The sequence below is a fragment of the Psychromonas ossibalaenae ATCC BAA-1528 genome, assembly GCF_000381745.1.
GTDB classification, from domain to species: domain Bacteria; phylum Pseudomonadota; class Gammaproteobacteria; order Enterobacterales; family Psychromonadaceae; genus Psychromonas; species Psychromonas ossibalaenae.
On sequence record NZ_KB907025.1, the window covers coordinates 1 to 19,217 of the forward strand.

The window sequence follows — 19,217 nt, forward strand, 5'->3', positions numbered from 1 at the left end:
ACAAGTGACTATGGTGTCAAATCCTAATTAGTATTCATTTTAGGATCCCACATGACACCATCTCTCACCATCGAATTTAGAATAATAATCATCTTGCGAACACAAGCGATTATCGCTGTTTTCTTTGGTTTTCCTGCCGCTAACAATCGTTGATATGTCGCTTTAAAAACTGGATTACACTGCATTGCTGACATCATCGCCATGTACATCACTGTGCGTATTTTATGACGACCACCACGTATGTGAGGTGGGCTCATGATAGAAGTCAGGATTTAACAGCAAAGAAAATTGAAAATACATCTATAGTATATATCCACAAAATATTATGGCGAGCCCTTGCGATTGATAAAAGGTAGTCTAAAAAATGCTAACAAGTTGCGGCACGCGGACTCTAGTTGATCCGCTTAATGTTGGCGTTTAGTTTCCAGTGTTACCCACAATTAATTATAAGGATATAAAGGGTTTACGCTCGCAATTGGGAGAAAGTGAGCGTAAATAAGAAAGAATCAACAGATAAAACAGTGTAGTTTAAGGCCAAAGTTACTCGTAATACTACTGCCTCTCCTCCAAGTCGGATTGTGTCTTCTCCTATTTTTAATCATTAAGGGGAAATAAATATACTGCCGTCTTACGGTTTGTTTTTTGTCAGCTTAGAAAAATTAAAAACGGGATATAGCTGGTATTGCAGGCCTAGACAATGACAACTTATGCTTTATTCAACAGCTTACTATAGGCAGAGAAGCTCTTTGGTAAAGTAATTATTATTCAACTATAGTTCTGACAATCCTTCTTTATAAAACAGGAGTTTGATATGTCAGAACACCATACTTATAAAAAATTAGAAATGGTTGGTTCATCTAAAATTAGTATCGAGGACGCTGTCAGTAATGCCATTGCTGAATGCAGTAAGACGATTAAAAATATGGACTGGTTTGAGGTTGTGGAAACGCGCGGCCATATTGTTGATGGTAAAGTCGCTCATTTTCAGGTGACCGTTAAGATAGGCTTTAGAATAGAAAACAGCTAATTTCAGCCTGTACATACTGCGCTTTAAAGTGATGAATGATTATTTAAGGTAATAAATTCAAGTAAAAGAGGAAAAAAAGTATAACCGGTAATACAGGTCAGCCAAAACCATGCACTTAAGCTTAGGCGCTGCAGGGACTGCTCAATTTTATTTATGCCTGGTGCGCCTCCGCAACCCAATGTTGAGTAGGTTACTTTGTTCTTCTGGTATAGGCGCACGCCTCCCAGCTCAATCTGCATACTAAGGGCAAAACTTGCGAGCATTAAACCGGAAGAAAAGTGGTGCCAGTGGATGCTCTGCTTGAATTTTTTAGGCAGGTTTTCTAAGGGTTTATCATATAAAGCGAAGGTAAAACTGACAATCAGGTGTACCGGAAATAACAGGGTTGAGTAGGCAAAGGAGGGGATACTGGCTATTGTTTGGAAATTATCCTGTTTACAGCTCCACTGCTGGGAACAAATTTGTATGGTGCGGTAAAGAACGGCACCGTAGACGCCCGTTAACAGATACCAGAAAATAACTGCAAACCAGGATGCCGTCAGCTGTAATACCATCGATTCAATACTGGCTTTATTAATGCCCATTAAGGATAGCGGTTTTGTTTCACGTCGGGCTAATGAGGCTAATTTGAACTTTGCCAGAGCAAGATTCTTTGTCTTTAGTGCATCACTTATCTGTAGATATGTTAACTTCTTATCATGCCAGGACAACAGTACAAATAATAATAAAATATCTAAAATAACAGGCTGAAATACAACGTTATATAACTGGCTGATGATTAATATGCTTGGAAAGTAAATTAAACTGATCGATAAGATGCTTGCCAGGCGTTTATAACCGTTGCTACGGTCATCTATATTTACTTTTCTGGCTATCTGGCGAAACATTAACTCAACTGCCGATAAAGGGTTAAGATCTTTCGGCAGAGAGATAAAAAATGAGCACAGTGCAGCACTTATAAAACTAAAATAAGTACCGTACTGTTCAATAAAAGCCAGAAAATTGTGCATTTAGTCCAGACGGTTGAGGATAGCTTCAACCAGTATAGATGCATTTTTGCCTGCAATTGGAAGATATTCCTCAAATGAGATTTCTGACTTTTTACCCGCTATATCAGATAATGAACGAATGATTACAAACGGGACTTTAAACTGATAACAAACCTGAGCAATCGCTGCTGCTTCCATTTCACAGGCAGCCATTGTCGGGAAATTATTACGAGCAACTTCAGCCTTGGTCGGATCCGCCATAAAAATATCACCAGTACAGATTAACCCCTGGATGATTTTCAAATTATCTAATGTTTCAGCAGCCTGTTGTGCGATGTCGATAAGTTTTGGATCAGCAGGAAAGGCTGGCGGTAACTGTGCCATCTGTCCGATTTCATAACCAAATGCAGTTAAATCAACATCATGGAAGCGTACTTCGGTAGAGATAACAATATCACCAACGCTTAAGCTGGTATCGTAGCCACCTGCAGAGCCGGTATTAATTACCGTATCAGGCTGGAATTTTTCTAATAATAATGTTGTAGCAACTGCCGCCGCGACTTTACCGATTCCAGATTTAGTTAAGATAACCTGTTTACCATTTAATTCACCTTGATAAAACTCACAACCTGCAATAACAGTTGTATCTATTTTTTTCATATGTGACTTCAGGATTTCAACTTCTTCATCCATTGCACCAATAATGCCTATTTTCATCTTATCTACTCTTTGGAATTCTATTAAAGTCATAATGTTAGCATATTCTTAGTTAGATCTTCACTCTATGGTGTTTTTGTTGGCCCGAACTGTGTAAAATCTCGCACAATAAATAATAAATTAGTAAAGAATCAGGAACCTAAAACAATGAATGCCTTACTTGAAGACTTAAAAGCGCGCGGCCTTGTTGCGCAAACAACAGCTGATGAAGAATTACATGAACATTTATCAAGCGGCTGCCAGACACTTTATTGTGGTTTTGATCCGACAGCTGACAGCCTGCATATCGGCAGCTTAGTACCATTACTGACATTAAAACGTTTCCAGGAAGCCGGACATAAGCCGTTAGCTTTAGTCGGCGGCGCAACGGGTTTAATCGGCGATCCTAGCTTTAAAGCGAGTGAGCGTAAATTAAACACGGATGATGTCGTTGGAGACTGGGTCGGTAAAATTAAAAAGCAGGTAAGTGCTTTTATCGAATTTGGTGACCATGAAAATGCGGCTGAAGTTGTCAACAACCTTGACTGGATTGGACAAATGGACAGCATCTCGTTTTTACGTGATGTAGGTAAGCACTTTAGTGTTAACGCTATGATTCAAAAAGAGTCAGTAAGACAGCGTATTGAACGTGAAGGCTCTGGTATCTCTTTCACTGAATTCAGCTACATGCTGCTGCAGTCATATGACTTTGCCGCACTAAACAAAGCAACGGGTTGTTCACTGCAGATCGGCGGCTCTGATCAATGGGGTAATATCACCGGCGGTATCGAATTGACTCGTCGTATGAATAAAGAAAAAGTATTTGGTTTAACGCTGCCGCTGGTAACAAAATCAGACGGTACCAAATTTGGTAAAACAGAGTCCGGCACAATCTGGCTTGATGCTGCTAAAACATCGCCTTATGCCTTTTTCCAGTTCTGGATCACGACATTAGATGCTGATGTTTACAAGTTCCTGCGTTACTTTACTTTCCTTTCAATTGAACAGATTGAAGCAATTGAAGAAAAAGATAAAACCGTTCAAGGGCGTCCTGAAGGCCAGGGTATCTTAGCAGTGGAAGTTACACGTTTAGTACATGGTGAAGAAGGTTTAGCTTCAGCACAGCGTATAACTGAAGCGTTATTCTCTGGTGATTTAAGCGCGTTAAGCGAGTCTGATTTAGCACAGCTTGCACAGGACGGACTACCGACAACGAGTGTTGAAGATAGCGAGAAACCGCTAGTTGAACTTTTAACCAGCTGTGAACTTGCTAAGTCAAATAAAATGGCGCGTGAATTTACTAAAAATGGTGCAGTTACTATTAACGGTGAAAAACAGACCGACAGTGAAGCGGTTCTATTAAAAGAAGATGCCTTATTTGGCAAATACACTGTGATTAAACGCGGTAAACGTCTGTTTAATTTATTTATCTGGAAATAAGGTTTGTGAGAAGCATGCTTAAATTTAAAAATGTAAAAACTCTGGGAGCCTCACTGCTATGTGCTTTAAGCTTTCAGGCGGCCGCTGATGATAAAAGCAGCTGGGTAGATTTTAGCGATCCTACTGCTGTTTATTCTCGTGCCGGTGTAGGTGTCGGGACTGAAGGGGTTGATGTTTACGGTGCTGTCGGCGGCTATTTAGGCGGTCAGTTTAAGCAGTTGTTTACTGTTGAAGCAAAACATGATCTCGACTATTACAATGTTAATTATTTAGCATTTAATACCGCTAACGATACGGGTTTTTCTTTTGATACCCGCTGGACTGATGATTATGATCAGGCTTCAGTCGGGGTGATTAAAAAAATCCCGCTGGCAGAGCAGAATATTATAATTTATCCGTCAATGAATTTAGGTTTGATGTGGGGTGATAATATGAGCTCCACTACTTATATTGAAATTGATGCGGCTGTCCGTTACTCCGTTAATCGTGCCTTATGGTTCGGGGCAACACCAAGTTATAAATATGCAGTCAACGGTATCGATATTAACGACCTTGATATTACCGTTGATGTAGGTTATCAGGTTGCAAAAGATGTCGCATTGTCTGCTCATCTTAATAATGATGGTGAAGTGTGGGCTGATTTTACCTTCGCATTTTAATTGTATATAAATCAAATTAGTCATAAAAGGTCACTGCATAGTGGCCTTTTTTATTATTTGGGGAGTAGTGAATGCAGCTGACCGATTATGTAAACACTTTAGGTGCCGATCTTAAAGAACGTTATGGTGAGAAAGTTCATAAACTAACTCTGCATGGTGATTTCAACTGTCCTAACCGTGACGGCACGCTGGGCAGAGGTGGATGTACTTTTTGTAATGTTGCCGCCTTTGCCGATGAAAGCCAGGCTCAGCAGAGTATCAGCACGCAGCTGCTTTTACGCGCACAGGAGGTTTCTCATAAAGCCAAAAAGTATCTTGCTTATTTTCAGGCATATACCAGTACTTATGCTGAAATTAATCAGCTTGCCAGGCTCTATGAACAAGCCACTGAAAATAATAATATTGTCGGCATTTGTGTTGGTACTCGGCCGGACTGCGTTTCTGATGAAGTTTTAAATTTATTAAGCAGCTATCTGTTTCGCGGTTTTGAAGTGTGGTTAGAGTTAGGTCTGCAGTCAGGCAATGATAAAACACTTAAGCGCATCAACCGGGGCCACGGTTTTGCTGACTATCACTCGGTCTGCGTTAAGGCACGTGCACGTGGCATAAAAGTGTGCACTCACCTTATATTAGGTCTGCCCAATGAAACCCAGGCTGATTATCAACAGACATTAGATCAGGTTATTAATAGTGGTGTTGACGGTTTAAAACTGCATCCGCTGCATGTTGTACGCGGCGCAACGATGGAAAAATCCTGGCAGGCTGGGCGTCTGTCCACATTGTCTTTAGAGCAGTACAGTCAGGCTGCCGTGTCATTAATCCGTGCTACCCCGAAAGAGATTGTTTTTCATCGAATTTCAGCAACGGCAAAGATTGATGAACTACTGGCACCGTTATGGTGTGAAAAACGCTGGCCGGTACAGAATAGAATGGGAAAACTGATGCAGGAGTTCGGTGGACAGGGAACCGCTCTTTGAGCAAGAGAAAACTTAAAATGCTTCATTAATCAGCAGCATTGAGAAGACAAAAAATCAGGGGGCAAGATAATAAACTGTGAAGGTCAGCAAGTTATAGTACTCAAAAAACAACGATTAATTATCTTTAAACAGCTGGTAGTCTAAGCTTAATATCTCTGGCTTTTTTTTGAAAAGATATAATCATGCTGAAATTGTTATCAGTCTTTATTTTGTTATTAGCCTGTTTAAGTCCGGTTCAGGCTGTTCTAAATGAATCAGCCAAACCGTCGCAGATTAATGTTTATTTAGATGAAAATTTACCTTTTTCGGGCTTTAATTCTCAAAAAAAAGCGCGCGGTCTGCTGGTGGATTACTGGCAGGAATGGGCGATGCAGACAGGTATTGCTGTTAATTTTATACCTTACATCAAACAAGATATCTATCAGCTGCTCAGTGAGAACCAACCGGCCGTGTACAGCGGTTTAAGAGATGAGTTTAAAGCCTTAGCCACACTAAAAAAATCAGCTTTGATCGGTATTGACAGCCAGTTTTATTATTTTTCCCCGCGTGCCAAAGAGGTTAAGTCCTCTTTAATTAATAAAAATACACCGGTTGTTGTCGGCGGATTATTAGCCGAAGCACAACAGTTACCGCTCTTTACTAAAACGCCTAATATTATTTATAAAGAATACCTAGGGCTGTTTGAAATTCTGATAGATATTTATAATGAAGAGATTGATGCTCTGGTTTTATTCAGTGCTGATCAGAGTACTCCTAGCATTGCGGATCAATTGTTATCTGTCGTTTTCAAAAAAACGATGCTTACTGCATCAAGCAATGAACTGCTTGTCTATACCTCGCTTGAACAGGGGACGCTGCTTGAATGGATCCAGTGGGGAAATCAGCTTGATCCAATGCCTGAAAAAACGGCTTTAACGGTAAAAAATGTAAGCCGGCCTCTTTGGGGGGTCTCCATGGAAATGGCAACTAACCTGCTGGTTATTGCCTGCCTTCTAGCTTTAGTGTTTATATTTACTCGTTCAAAACGTAGAAAAGACCGTCAGTTTAAAGATATTTTAGATTCATCTCCTTACCCTCTGGCAATTTTTTCATTGGACGGCAACTCGATTTTTTACCTTAATGATGAAGTTAAGTCATTGTTTCCATTTAAGAATCAAAAAAACAAATATCTGTTTGTCGAAGCACAAAATCAGCTTTTATTATCTCGTTTCATCAACAAAATGAGTCATCAATCTGTTATTGAAGAGACTCAGATCCGCTTATTAGTTGAAGATGATTATCATGATATTGAAATATCAGCGAAAAGAGTACATTACCAGAACCATACGGTCTGGCTCTGTTATTTAAAAGATGTAACGGCTTTATTAAGAGCTGAGCGAAAATTAATAGAAGAACGAGAATTATTACGTAAAGTACTTGATTCAATACCTGAACAGATTGCTTTCAAGTCTTCTAAAGGTACGGTTATCGGCTGTAATAAAAGCTGGGCGAAAGTACACCATACTACAGTTGCACATGCTCCGGGCCAGAAGGTTGCTGATCTGCTGCCGGTAGATGTAGTTAAAAAACAAAAGCAGCAGGAAGCCGCTGTCTGGACCGGGGAAACATTTAATACTCAGGAGTGGATTGAGCAGAAAAATAAACAGCTAAGTTTGGTTAATATTACCAAGGTGCCTTTATATGATGATAAAGACACTATTTTTGCCATTTTAACCATAGATAGTGATATTACCGAGCTGCATAATTTAACCAAACAGCTGAAAGATGAAAATTTACAGCGTAAAGAAACCGAGAAAGCGTTATTAAAACAGCATGTCTTATTAAGCTCAGTGTTTGCTGTCAGTGTGGATCCGATTACGTTGTTAGATTCTCAGGGCAGGGTTATTGCTGCTAATAACGGATTTGCAAAATTAATGGGTTCAAATTCAAAAGATATTGTCGGTCAGCTGCACAGTGAACTGTCAGCTTCCGGGCGCATTGACTGGGTTGAGCGGCAGAATTATGAAGTACTCGAGTCTGGTGAAGCAGTTGTATTTGAAGAGCAGTTATTTGTTGACGGCGCCGAGTCATGTTATGAGATTCATAAAGCGGGATTTGCTGATGCTGATAGTGATACTAAAGGCATTGTGATCATGGCGCGGGATATCTCGGCTAAAAAACAAATTGAGCAAAAACTCGCTCAAGAGCCCCCGGAGGAAGGCACTAAAAAACTGCATGATACGCTGACTAATATTGCCAACCGCAGTGCTTTTGATATTGAATTTTCCAATCTCTGGCAGCAGGCCGGTGCTGAGCAGGAGTTATTATCAGTACTGATGTGTGATATCGATCTGTTTAAACCATACAATGATAATTACGGACAGGAGCAGGGCGATCAGGCGCTGCAGAAAGTTGCCTGTGCATTACAAAAAGCAGCTCAGGAGAATGACTGTTTTGTGGCGCGTTACGGCGGTGAAGAGTTTGCTGTTTTGATTAAAGGCGGCAATGCGACTAAAGCCCTTAAAGTTGCTGAATGCATGCGCCAGTCACTTGCAGAAGCAGATATTGAGCATGGTTTTTCTGATATAAATAATATACTCACGATGAGTATGGGTTTATCAAGTATGTTCCCGAGCGAATTAAATTCGATGAAAATGCTGATGGCGGAAGCAGATAATGCATTATATGACGCAAAAATGTCCGGTCGAGACCAGATAAGCGTTCACTAATTTTTATTAGGGCCTGTTTATCTTTGAAAATAGGTCCTGCGCAGAGTCATTTATGAAAGCAGTCCTCTCCCGTATTTTGATAAAATCTGCAAGTTACAGCAATCCGCATAAATATCTGCTCAGCCTTAGTGGTTAAAATTAACGATGATTTCGTTGTTTTCAATCCTAATTGCCAGTCACTCTATTTGACCAGGGCGAACAGTCTGCGCTGTCAAACATAATCAAACGTCTTGCTCTTATTCATTTTTCTCCGTAATTTCAGACCATCTGAATTTTGTTCCAGGCAGTGAAGCTAAGCCTGTTTGCGGTGCAGAGAAAACAGCTGCGGCTTTCAAGTCACAGCTGTTTTTGTTTATGCGCCAAAGATCAGGCTGAATAACCGCCTTCGATGCCTTTGGTGGTGATAGAAACCGCATCGTGGGCATGCAGGCTTTCGTAATGGTTAACACGTAACCAGAAATCATCAAATTTAGTCTGCTTATGAAGTGAATACTGCAGGTGACGAGCTGCATCTTCACAAAACATTAAGTTCTGTCCGTTTAAGCGTGCAAACTCCTGCTCATCTTCACGCTTTACCGCCGCCTGTACAGGTGTTTTAAGTGTATCTTCAACTAAATCTATCAGCTCGATAATCGGGAATGATGAGTTCGTTTCGTTAAGCTTTACTTTTACTTCAACAATACTGCGCTGACTGTGCGGTGTTGCAACGATACCCTGAGTTGATCCTAACCAGCTTAAAATATCATCTTTGTTAATTTCTGTCTGCTGCTCGTATTTTTGTGAGAAGGCATCCTGAATAAGCTGGCGTGCTAAGGCTGCTGAACAAGGACAGGTTGATGAATAAGGTACGTTAACCTGTAGCTCAAGTTCAAGATTACCATCGTTCAACAGGCCGGTAATAATAACCGGATAAGCTTTCCAGCCGCGTTTCTCACTGATTAATGATTTGCGGCGCAGATGATAATCAAAAGAAAATTTAGCAAAAGCCTGCTGGCTTAATTCATGGTGGCTGGTAATAAATCCTTCAAGCAGGGTGGTTAGTGTCTCAAGTGTTAACTCTGATTCAGTAGAAAGCTGATCCAGCTGCAGGTACAAGCGGGACATATGAATACCCTTCGCTTGAGCGTCTCCAAGATTAACAAATAATTCAGCACTGGCACTTACTTGTTGCGGTGCGCAGTCATCTGTTTGTACCATCAAAGGTAGCTCGATATTACTCATACCAACACGGTCGAGTGTACCCTCAGTTTGAGCTTGTGCACTATTTGCGATATCTGGCATTGCCATTTGGAAAAACTCCCTTAAACAGTAAGTGTTTATCAATAGCCGAGCCAACTGGGAACCTGTATTTATAAGCGGGCTGGGTGTACTGATAAATTAAAAATTTAGGCGGTGCATTATAGACGTGTTAGGAAGAATTAAAAACCTTGAAATGAAAAGGATTAACAACAACTCGTTATAATATGCGCTTATGGTCTGTCGTAACTGTCTCAAACTGGCTTTTTTTTCAATTTAATTAAAAAAATGCGTAATAACTTTAATAAATAAGGCAATTTATGATTACAATAAAATAATTTTGTATTTTAATTGACTGAGACGAATGTGAGTATACTTAACCTTAAAACCTGGGTTCATTATTATGTAGCTTTATTGAAAAGGTCCGGGACAATTCGTTTCAGCCTGATCCTGGCCGTGGCAATAATCAGTGCTGATTCGGTACTGCAGATGTTACTCGCCTATTACTTTGATCGGCCGCTGGATATCGTCAGTGTCTCCCGCTCATTTATATTAGGTTTATTAATTACCCCCTGGGCGGTGTATTTTTTAACGGTAGTCGTCGGAGACTTAGAAGAGGCCAGGGAACGTCTTGGAAATACAGTCGCCACTTTGAAGATTATTTTAAATAACGATCAGGAAAAGACCCGCGCCTTAGAGTCTGAGATTATCGAACGAGAAAAGACTCAGCTAAAGCTCGAAGAAAGTGCCATATTATTACGCTCTTTTATTAATACCTCACCGGATCTGGTTTTTCACCGAGATTTAAAAGGCCGATTTGTCAGCTGTAACAAAGCAATGGAGGTACTGACCGGTAAGACCGAAAAAGAACTGATCGGCCTGACACCCTTTGACATTTACAGCGAAGCTTATGCCCAGGAAGTGGTTACACGAGATAATAAAGTTAAAGAAACTCAGCAGGAGTTGATCCACGAACACTGGCTGCATTATCCCAGCGGCAAGCAGGCCTATTTTGAAGTGCGTGCGCTGCCGCTTTATAACAGTCACAAAGAGTGCGTCGGAATTATAGGTTTCGGCAGGGATATTACCGAACGTAAAAAACATCAGGAATACCTGGAAAAAGCCAGTCGTGATAAAACCACCTTTATTTCTACTATAAGCCACGAGTTAAGAACGCCGTTAAACGGTATCGTTGGTTTAAGCCGTATGCTGCTGGACGAGAAGCTTTCTAGTGAGCAGATGAAACACCTGAAAACAATTCATATGAGTGCGATTACTTTAGGTAATATTTTTAATGATATTGTTGATTTAGATAAATTGGACCGTCGCCGTCTGAATCTGGTTAGTAATCATATTAATATGGTTGATTTTATCAGTGATTTAAAGAGCTTGGCTTTTATCCAGGCAGAGCAGAAAAATTTAGCGCTGCGCTTTGAGCAGCAGGGTGTTTTACCTGATTATATTGATGCCGATGATACCCGTTTAAGGCAGGTTCTGTGGAACCTGATCACCAATGCCGTTAAATTTACACAGCAGGGGGAAGTGTGTATCCGCTGTTACAGTGAGCGTGAAAATGAGCATCGTGCAAAGCTTTGTTTTGAGGTACAGGATTCCGGTATCGGTATTCCCGAAGATCAGCTTGATAAAATTTTTGCGATGTATTACCAGGTGAAAGGTAATAAACATGCGACGGGCACGGGCATTGGTTTAGCTGTTTCTTTGAAAATAGTAAAAGCGATGGGCGGCAAGATAAGCGTTAGCAGTGAAGTCGGCACCGGCAGTACTTTTAAATTATGTTTTCCGGTGGAATGTCCGGATAAAGAGCTTGAACAAAAAATGGCACTGTCGGTGCTGCCGAGACTGTCTATTCTATTAGTTGAAGATATTGAACTGAATATTATCGTTGCCAAAGCATTATTAGAAAAATTGGGGCATCAGGTAGAGTGTGCTGAAAACGGCGAACAGGCATTACAGAAAGTTGCTGCTAAAAAGTATCAGTTAATTTTAATGGATATTCAGCTGCCTGATATGGATGGTTATCAGATCACCAGTAAACTGCGGCAGATACATGGAGAAAACTTACCACCGATTGTGGCGTTGACTGCTAACGTATTTGCAGACAAAAAGCAGTTTATCAAGCAGGGAATGGACGATGCGTTGGGAAAACCTCTGAGTATCCAGCCGCTGAATGAAATGATTAAAAGGTTATTTGTTTCTGTAGATGCGGCAGAAAAAAGTGACTCCTTACCTGCGGGTAAAGTTCAGGAGAAGCAAAAAGTATTATTTGATGAAGTTATGCTGACCGAGCTGCTGGAGTTTCTGCCGGTGTCTGTGATGTTGGAAAACGTGGCTTTGTTAGAAAAAATGATGCCGGATTATCTGCATATTTTAGATTCAAATATGACAGCTAAAGATAAAAAAGGCATTGTCAGTGAAGCACATAAAATTAAAGGGGCAGCCGGCTCAGTGGGGTTAAAGCGTATTCAGGAGTTAGCACAGAAAGTACAATCACCGGATCTACCTGCATGGTGGGATAATATTGATGACTGGGTGGAGTTACTTAAATCAGAATATCAGAATGATATCGTAGAGCTGAAAAAATGGATTGTCGCGGCCGGTAATTAATTATTACGGGTAATGGTGAGCCGATCCTGCGCATCATTACCCGTACTTATCATGTGTCGTTTGCTAACAAAGCTTCAAACCGCTCATTACCGCTCAAGTTTTCAAAATCAGCTTCTTCGGCCGCTAAATCGCGTAATGATGTACGCCCGGCAATAGCCAGTTCTAAATCTGAAACCGCCTGCTCTGCAACACCTAAACAAGCATAAGCGCAGGCGCGCTGATATAAAGCATTTTCATTACCCTCGTCGACTTCCAATACTCGGTTACAGATACTCAATGCCCAGTGAAACTCTCTAATCTCCATAACCGCATCTGCTTTGTAAATCAGTGCCTCAAGATCACCGGGACGGATTTTTAAAATCTCATTGTAAACTTCAATTTTTTGTTCAGGAGTCTGGCTGTTTTGTGCTCGTAACCAGAGATTATGTATTTCATTCATTTTTTCTATTTCAATATGGTTATCAGCAATACGCAGGGTTTTACGTCTTAAATCGTTCTCTAAAACTTGAAACTGTTTTTCATATTGATCTGAAATGAGTTTAATCTGCTGGTTGGCTGTTTTTTTAGTGTTAATGCGGATTTCATGTAAAGATTTCCAGCCGATTAAGGCCATTAAAGAAGCGATGCCGGCGATAACATAAAAAAAGTAAGTAACGGTCTGCTCTGCGTAACCCAGTGATTTGTCGGCGACGGCTAATTCCCGATCGGTAATCGCGATGGTTAGTCGACGCTCCAGATCCTGCATATCCTGGCGGGTGGATTTGAGTTCATCTAAGACATAGCGCTCAATTAAAGGTTTCTCATAAATACTTTTGTCGGCAGCTGACTCCGTGCCGCTGGCTAGAAACGGGGTAAGTAGAAAAGTCAGTAATAAAGCTGATTTTTTGAACATAATTGCTTCCTGTAAAATATGTTATAAGAAATTAATTAACCTGATAATTTACTCTTTCAGTGGCCTTGTTTAACAGTATGAACTAAGCCGGGTGCTTAAAAAAGATACATCTTGATGATTTAACGAATAATTGTGTCTTTTGTGGTGCTTTATTGCTGGTGGTTATTTAGAATGAAATCTTAATGAATATCAAATAGGTAGAGTAAATGGAAGATAATTCACAACAGGAAAAATGGCTGCGGGGGGTAATGAAAGAGACCTTTTCTGAGCAGAAAAAAGCACGACGCTGGGGAGTTCTGTTTAAAAGTTTAACTTTTATATACCTGTTTGTTCTGCTGATATTGTTTATGATCTCAGGTCCAGATATGGGCAGCGATAAGCAGAATGACAGCCACACGGCAATGGTCCGGGTGAACGGCGTGATTGCAGCTGATCAGGATGCTAATGCCAACTCGATTGTTACCGGTCTGCGGGAAGCCTTTAAAAATGAGCATAGCCAGGCCGTAATGCTGGTTATCAACAGTCCGGGCGGCAGCCCTGTGCAGGCCGGTTATGTTTATGACGAAATTAAACGCCTGCGCGGCCTGCATCCAGATAAAAAGCTGTACGCTGTTATTGCTGAACTTGGGGCTTCCGGCGGTTATTATATGGCGGCCGCTGCAGATGATATATATGCGGACAAAGCAAGTCTGGTCGGCTCTATTGGTGTGACGGCATCAAGTTTTGGTTTTGTTGATCTGCTCAAAAAGGTCGGGGTGGAGCGCCGTCATTTTACATCGGGTGAGCATAAAGCTTTTTTAGATCCGTTTTCACCGGCTAAAGAAAAAGAGCAGGTATTCTGGCAGGAAGTACTGGATGTGACGCACCAGCAGTTTATAAAAGTGGTGGAAGAGGGACGCGGCGAGCGTCTTAATAAAGCGGAATCTGCAGATAAACTCTATTCAGGGCTGATCTGGAACGGCGAACAGGCACTTAAATTAGGCCTGATTGACGGTTTAGGCAGTCCTGGTTATGTCGCCCGGGAAATTGTTAAAGCTGAAAATATTGTTGATTATTCAGTGCGCCCGTCAACGCTTGAAACGTTAACTAAAAAGCTGGGGTTATCGATTGGTTCCGGTCTGGCCTTACAGCTGCAGTTAGAAAGCACTGATTTTACTTTACACTAGCTGTACCTGAGAATAACTGTGCACGACAAGGGATAACATTTTATCCCTTGTCGTGTTTATTTTAATGACTGCAGACGAAGATCTTGTTTTTTATAAAGTTCAATTCTAGCACTGTAACGTGCCTGATCTAGTTTCTTATCCGCATAAACCAGTGCACTTCCCATCTCCTGGCTTGCTTCCCTAAAACGTCCCTGCAGCGCTAAATACTGTGCTCTGCTGGCATACTCTTTAGAGCGGATGTTCATTATTTTGTAAAGATCAATGGCTAACAGATGAGCTAGAACATGGTTAGGGTGTGAGCGAATAAATAACTCGAGTTTTTTCTCTGCTTCCTCGTATTGTTTGTTTTCCTGCAGTGCGATCACCAGATTCAGCACGATAACCGGGTTATCAGGCGATTTTTTATAAAGTACCGATAACGGTGTAATAATTTTTTTCGGTTCTTTTAATGCAAGTGCAGTATCTGCTGCAAAGTCGTTATAAAACAGGTTATCCGGTTGTTCTTTTAATAACTGTGCATTGATCTCCTGCGCTTTTTCATAATCTTTATTTTGAAAATAAGCTAATGCCAGGCCGTATAATGCGGCTTCTTTTAATTGATATTTATGGTTTGTAATTTGACTTTGATAAAAACTGATAGCGGCTTTAGCTGAAATGTTATTGTAACGAACCGTAATTCTCGCTTTACTCAACTGATAATCGAGACTGTTTTTATAACGTTTTTTCTCGAACTGGCCAGCCCGCAGGCGAGATTCAGCTAAACGGGTTTCTGGTAAAGGATGAGTCGACAGCATCTGCGGCGGCATATTGGCATATTTATATTTTTCCGCCAGTTTACTGAAAAAATCGGCCATACCGTAGGGGTTGTAACCGGCACCGGCTAATGTCTGTATACCTATTCTATCGGCTTCATATTCATGCAGTCTGGTATAATTAATTTGTGACTGAGCTGTTACGGCCATGGTGGTTGTTAACGCCGCCATGCCGGCTGTTGGTGAAACAACGGCCAGCAGTATAGAGCCTGCAAGTGCGGCTAAAGAGGCGGGGTTACTGAATGACTGCTGCTCTATCATACGCGCCAGGTGACGCTGGGTGATATGTGCGATTTCATGGGCGATAACACCAGCCAGCTCACTTTCATTTTGAGCGTATAAAAACAGTCCTGTATGAATTTTTACGTTACCGCCTAAAAAAGCCGCCGCATTAATTTCTTTATCGTCGATAAGAAAGAAGTTGAAGGGGAGTTTTACTGAATCAGCATGGCTGACCAGGTTTTGTCCTAATCCTTCAATATAATAATTTAAAACAGGATCGTGAATAATCGGCAGCCCCTGGTTCGCCATCAAACGAAATGCCCAGCCGTACTCTTTTTCTTTTTCAATCGTCAATGCACCTGCGCCTACTGTACCTATATCAGGCAGTGAATTCGACGAATGTACCACGCTGCTGATCAGCGATAGAAGAAAATAGAGTGAAATAATTATGGATTTATTAAGCACAGGCGCCACTCAGAAGAAAAAGATAATAAAATCATAAACAAGCTTCAACTTATTGCAAGTGATGATTAGTCTTTATATGCCCGTTATTACTTAAGATGCAAAAATCAGCAAGTCGTGAGGTGAAGATCTAACGGAGCAAATCGAGACTTAACAACAATGAAGATCTCTGCTTCTCGACTGCCCTATGGGGCGTTAGTTTGCAAACACAACACTGTGTCGTAACCTTCAATAAGGAGTAGCCGTTTAACGATTAAAGTCTTTATTTTATTCTTACCGATAGAGGATTAAGGAAGTTAACCGCTCGAAAGGTCATCATGTTGCGCCTTGTCTTGGTATCCGATCTAACGACTGATAAATGCATTTTGATTGGTAACGGGTATAGCTGTAAAGCTAATAATCCTGTACTGTTAGCCTATTTAATCAGGTCCGATGGAAACGTTAGATTTACGAAGTAAACAATGTCCGATGTCACTGGTAACTTTAAAACGATATTTGTTGCTGCATGAGCATCATTCAGGTGTGCAGGCTGATGAGACACTGCATCTGTTATTCTCTAATGAGTCTGCAATGCAGGATATTATCCGTTATCTTGATAAGAAATCTTACTTGTATTCGATAAACATATCGGATACTCAAGTGTCTCTGGTTATGAAAGTTAAAGTACAAAAACCAAACTAAAGGTGTTATTAATTATATGTTTAGACAGTTAACAGACTGGTATAAAAGCCGCTTTTCTGATCCAAATTTGAGCGTGCTTTTTTTATTATTGATCAGTGCTTTTTTAGTTTTTTATTTTTTCGGTAGTATTTTAGTCCCCTTGTTTGTCGCGTTAGTGCTTGCTTACTTACTTGACTGGCCGATTAATTATCTGATGCGCTTTAAGATTAACCGCACTGTTGCGACATTGATTGTGATGCTGGTATTTATCTCAATAGCCGTTTTTGCGTTTTTAGGGCTGCTGCCAACGGTATTTAAACAGGGGGCTGCTTTAATTCGTGATCTGCCGGCTATGTTTAATGAATCGCAAGCCTATTTGTTAACACTGCCGAGTCAGTATCCAGATGCGATAGATCCGGTTACCGTTTCGCACATTGTTGATAATCTGCGTAATTACCTGTTAGACAGCGGTGGTTTTTTACTGTCTCAATCGTTTGCTTCGCTGTTAAATATCGCCGCATTAATTGTATATGCTATTTTAGTACCGTTAATGATGGTTTTTCTGCTTAAAGATAAAGACCTATTAGTCGCAAGTGTCGTGCGCTTTCTGCCCGCAAATAGAAAGCTGGCAAATCAGGTCTGGGTGGAAATGAACGGCCAGATTATGAATTATATCCGCGGCAAGGTGATTGAAATTTTGATTGTCGGTGTATCTACCTTTTTTGTGTTCTTTTTTCTGGATCTCAGATACTCAGCGCTGCTGGCTGTATTAGTGGGTTTATCGGTCTTAATTCCTTACATTGGAGCCGCTGCTGTTACCGTGCCAGTTGCTGTTGTGGCACTGTTTCAGTGGGGGCTTACACCTCAGTTTGCCTACTTGATGATTGCTTATGGTGTGATTCAGGTGCTGGACGGTAATTTAATTGTTCCCATTCTGTTCTCTGAAGCAGTTAATCTACATCCGGTTGTGATTATTATGTCGGTATTGATCTTCGGCGGTTTATGGGGATTCTGGGGCGTATTTTTTGCGATTCCGTTAGCTACCTTAGTGAAAGCAGTATTAAACGCCTGGCCAAGCAGGCAGTTGCACGATGAAAGTATTGAAGAATAGCTGCGGTCAGTATAAACATTACTCTTATTAATATAAAAAGGGCACTTGGCCCTTTTTCAACTAACTATTCACCTTGCAAATAATCAAGAACAACCTGATGATGGTCTTTGGTTTTAAATTTATCAAAGACTTTTTCAATGTTGCCCTGCTCATCAATTAAAAAACTAATGCGATGAATACCGTCATAAATTTTACCCATAAATTTCTTTTCTCCCCAGACTCCGAACGCATCAGCAACCGCGTGATCTTCATCGGATAATAATGGGAAGTTAAGCTCTTTTTTCTCAACAAAACGTGCCAGTTTTTTCACCGGATCCGGGCTGATACCGTATACCAGGGTATTAAGCTCTGTAAGCTCCTCATTTACATCACGTAAACTGCAGGCCTGGGTAGTACAACCAGGTGTTAAAGCTCTCGGGTAAAAATAGATTAATACTTTTTTTCCGCTTAATTCGGCTAATGAAACACTGTTTTCCTGGTCGTCCTGTAATGTAAATAGGGGAGCTTTATCCCCGGCTGCTAATCGATTCATATTTCTCTCTTTTAGTAAGCCTACTGCTGCTGATGGCGGTACGCTTATAGTTTAATGGGGCTTATAAAACCTTCTGGTTTTAAAGCGAGTAAATCACAGTTTAAGCTGTCGATAACTTGTTCTGCGGTATGTCCTAATAAAGTAGCGCTTAAGCCGGAGCGTCCGACAGAGCCTAAAATAACCAGCTCAGCATCTATCTCATTAGCAATATCACTAATCACGTCTTCAGGCAAACCTTGTCTCAGGTGAGTTCGCGGCGCTAAAATCTGGTGAGACTCAGCGTATTCGTTTAAGGTTTTCTGATGGAATTTTTTTAATCCGTCTTCATAGTTAATAGGATCAAACTCGGGCAGTTCCAGCATGATATTCATAGGCGGGCTTGGGAAAGCGTTGACGATATGAATATTTGCGTCAATCATTTCGGCCATGGCTTTAGCTTCGCTTAATATCTGTATATTAAGCTTATGATGATCTTCGTCCTGAATGCTTTTACAGTCGATAGCACAGAGAATATTGCCGTTTTCAGGCCATTCGTGGTTTTTAACCAGTAAGACGGGAACAGGGCACTTGCGTAATAAATTCCAGTCGGTAGGCGTAAATAAAATTGCACTTAATTTGGAGTGCTGGTGGGTAGATTTAATCACTAAATCATGTTTGTTTTTTAATACTTCAATAATGGCAGCCTGGAAGGGGCGGTTATGCCAGTGTACCTGACAGTCAATATTTAAACCTTTTTCCTGATATGGTTGAGCAAGGGCCAGCAGCCACTCTCTGTTTTCTTTAATTACTATATTCTGCATTGCCTGACGTTCTTCAGCAGAGCTTAATGATGTCATTTCATAACTGAGGTCATAACAGCATAAAAACAGTGTTATTTTTGCCCCTTGCTCTTTCTGGGCAATGGTCGCGGCTCGATCAAAAGCGGGTTGAGACTCTTGGGTTGGATCAATGAAAACTAAGATGTTTTGATACTTAAGCATAACAAACTCCCAATAAACTACTG

The 19,217-nt window shown here is 40.9% G+C and carries 16 protein-coding genes and 1 pseudogene; 9 read left to right on the forward strand and 8 right to left on the reverse strand.

Features of this window, described 5'->3' with window-relative positions:
* Window positions 1–23 precede the first annotated feature (23 nt).
* Window positions 24–242 (reverse strand): annotated as a pseudogene (locus G327_RS25245) (IS110 family transposase); the annotation flags it as partial.
* Between the two features lie 569 nt (window positions 243–811).
* On the opposite strand from G327_RS25245, the gene G327_RS0120295 reads away from it, so the two are divergent.
* The gene (locus G327_RS0120295) at window positions 812–1,027 is read left to right on the forward strand and encodes a dodecin (RefSeq protein WP_019616642.1); all 216 of its coding nucleotides are present in this window, start codon (window positions 812–814) and stop codon (window positions 1,025–1,027) included.
* Between the two features lie 23 nt (window positions 1,028–1,050).
* Here the strand turns inward: G327_RS0120295 and G327_RS0120300 are convergent, their stop codons facing one another.
* A complete protein-coding gene (locus G327_RS0120300) occupies window positions 1,051–2,037 on the reverse strand; it encodes a cobalamin biosynthesis protein (RefSeq protein WP_019616643.1) in 987 nt (328 codons plus the stop codon).
* Window positions 2,038–2,733, reverse strand: coding sequence for a 5'-methylthioadenosine/S-adenosylhomocysteine nucleosidase (mtnN, locus tag G327_RS0120305; protein WP_019616644.1), 696 nt, complete (start codon window positions 2,731–2,733; stop codon window positions 2,038–2,040).
* A gap of 147 nt (window positions 2,734–2,880) precedes the next feature.
* On the opposite strand from mtnN, the gene tyrS reads away from it, so the two are divergent.
* From tyrS to G327_RS0120325, 4 genes are all read left to right on the forward strand, one after another.
* Window positions 2,881–4,152 (forward strand): tyrosine--tRNA ligase, encoded by a 1,272-nt coding sequence (tyrS, locus tag G327_RS0120310; protein ID WP_019616645.1) that lies wholly within the window; start codon window positions 2,881–2,883, stop codon window positions 4,150–4,152.
* A gap of 14 nt (window positions 4,153–4,166) precedes the next feature.
* Window positions 4,167–4,811, forward strand: coding sequence for a hypothetical protein (locus tag G327_RS0120315; RefSeq protein ID WP_019616646.1), 645 nt, complete (start codon window positions 4,167–4,169; stop codon window positions 4,809–4,811).
* A 71-nt stretch (window positions 4,812–4,882) separates the two neighbouring features.
* A complete protein-coding gene (gene mnmL, locus G327_RS0120320) occupies window positions 4,883–5,788 on the forward strand; it encodes a tRNA modification radical SAM protein MnmL/YtqA (protein ID WP_019616647.1) in 906 nt (301 codons plus the stop codon).
* A 182-nt stretch (window positions 5,789–5,970) separates the two neighbouring features.
* Window positions 5,971–8,496 carry a diguanylate cyclase domain-containing protein gene (locus G327_RS0120325; RefSeq protein WP_019616648.1) on the forward strand — a complete coding sequence of 842 codons (2,526 nt, stop codon included), beginning with the start codon at window positions 5,971–5,973 and terminating at the stop codon, window positions 8,494–8,496.
* A gap of 366 nt (window positions 8,497–8,862) precedes the next feature.
* On the opposite strand, the gene folE2 is transcribed toward G327_RS0120325, so the two are convergent.
* Window positions 8,863–9,783, reverse strand: a complete 921-nt coding sequence (gene folE2 / locus G327_RS0120330) for a GTP cyclohydrolase FolE2 (protein WP_019616649.1) — start codon at window positions 9,781–9,783, stop codon at window positions 8,863–8,865.
* A gap of 315 nt (window positions 9,784–10,098) precedes the next feature.
* On the opposite strand from folE2, the gene arcB reads away from it, so the two are divergent.
* On the forward strand, window positions 10,099–12,357 hold the full coding sequence (gene arcB, locus G327_RS0120335; protein WP_019616650.1) for an aerobic respiration two-component sensor histidine kinase ArcB: 2,259 nt from the start codon (window positions 10,099–10,101) through the stop codon (window positions 12,355–12,357).
* Window positions 12,358–12,406: 49 nt separating this feature from the next.
* Here the strand turns inward: arcB and G327_RS0120340 are convergent, their stop codons facing one another.
* Window positions 12,407–13,249 carry a TPR end-of-group domain-containing protein gene (locus G327_RS0120340; protein ID WP_019616651.1) on the reverse strand — a complete coding sequence of 281 codons (843 nt, stop codon included), beginning with the start codon at window positions 13,247–13,249 and terminating at the stop codon, window positions 12,407–12,409.
* A 206-nt stretch (window positions 13,250–13,455) separates the two neighbouring features.
* Here G327_RS0120340 and G327_RS0120345 point away from each other — a divergent pair, with 206 nt between their 5' ends.
* Window positions 13,456–14,415: a S49 family peptidase gene (locus G327_RS0120345; protein ID WP_019616652.1), complete on the forward strand. Its 960-nt coding sequence runs from the start codon at window positions 13,456–13,458 to the stop codon at window positions 14,413–14,415.
* A 56-nt stretch (window positions 14,416–14,471) separates the two neighbouring features.
* Here the strand turns inward: G327_RS0120345 and bepA are convergent, their stop codons facing one another.
* On the reverse strand, window positions 14,472–15,914 hold the full coding sequence (gene bepA / locus G327_RS0120350; protein WP_051090329.1) for a beta-barrel assembly-enhancing protease: 1,443 nt from the start codon (window positions 15,912–15,914) through the stop codon (window positions 14,472–14,474).
* 429 nt (window positions 15,915–16,343) lie between these two features.
* On the opposite strand from bepA, the gene G327_RS0120355 reads away from it, so the two are divergent.
* Together G327_RS0120355 and G327_RS0120360 are read left to right on the forward strand one after the other, a co-directional pair.
* A complete protein-coding gene (locus G327_RS0120355; protein WP_033298716.1) occupies window positions 16,344–16,592 on the forward strand; it encodes a sulfurtransferase TusA family protein in 249 nt (82 codons plus the stop codon).
* A gap of 16 nt (window positions 16,593–16,608) precedes the next feature.
* Window positions 16,609–17,682, forward strand: a complete 1,074-nt coding sequence (locus tag G327_RS0120360; protein WP_019616655.1) for an AI-2E family transporter — start codon at window positions 16,609–16,611, stop codon at window positions 17,680–17,682.
* Between the two features lie 64 nt (window positions 17,683–17,746).
* On the opposite strand, the gene bcp is transcribed toward G327_RS0120360, so the two are convergent.
* Window positions 17,747–18,214, reverse strand: a complete 468-nt coding sequence (gene bcp / locus G327_RS0120365) for a thioredoxin-dependent thiol peroxidase (RefSeq protein ID WP_019616656.1) — start codon at window positions 18,212–18,214, stop codon at window positions 17,747–17,749.
* Window positions 18,215–18,258: 44 nt separating this feature from the next.
* Entirely contained in the window at window positions 18,259–19,194 is a 936-nt protein-coding gene (gene uspE / locus G327_RS0120370) for a universal stress protein UspE (RefSeq protein ID WP_019616657.1), read from the reverse strand.
* Window positions 19,195–19,217 lie beyond the last annotated feature (23 nt).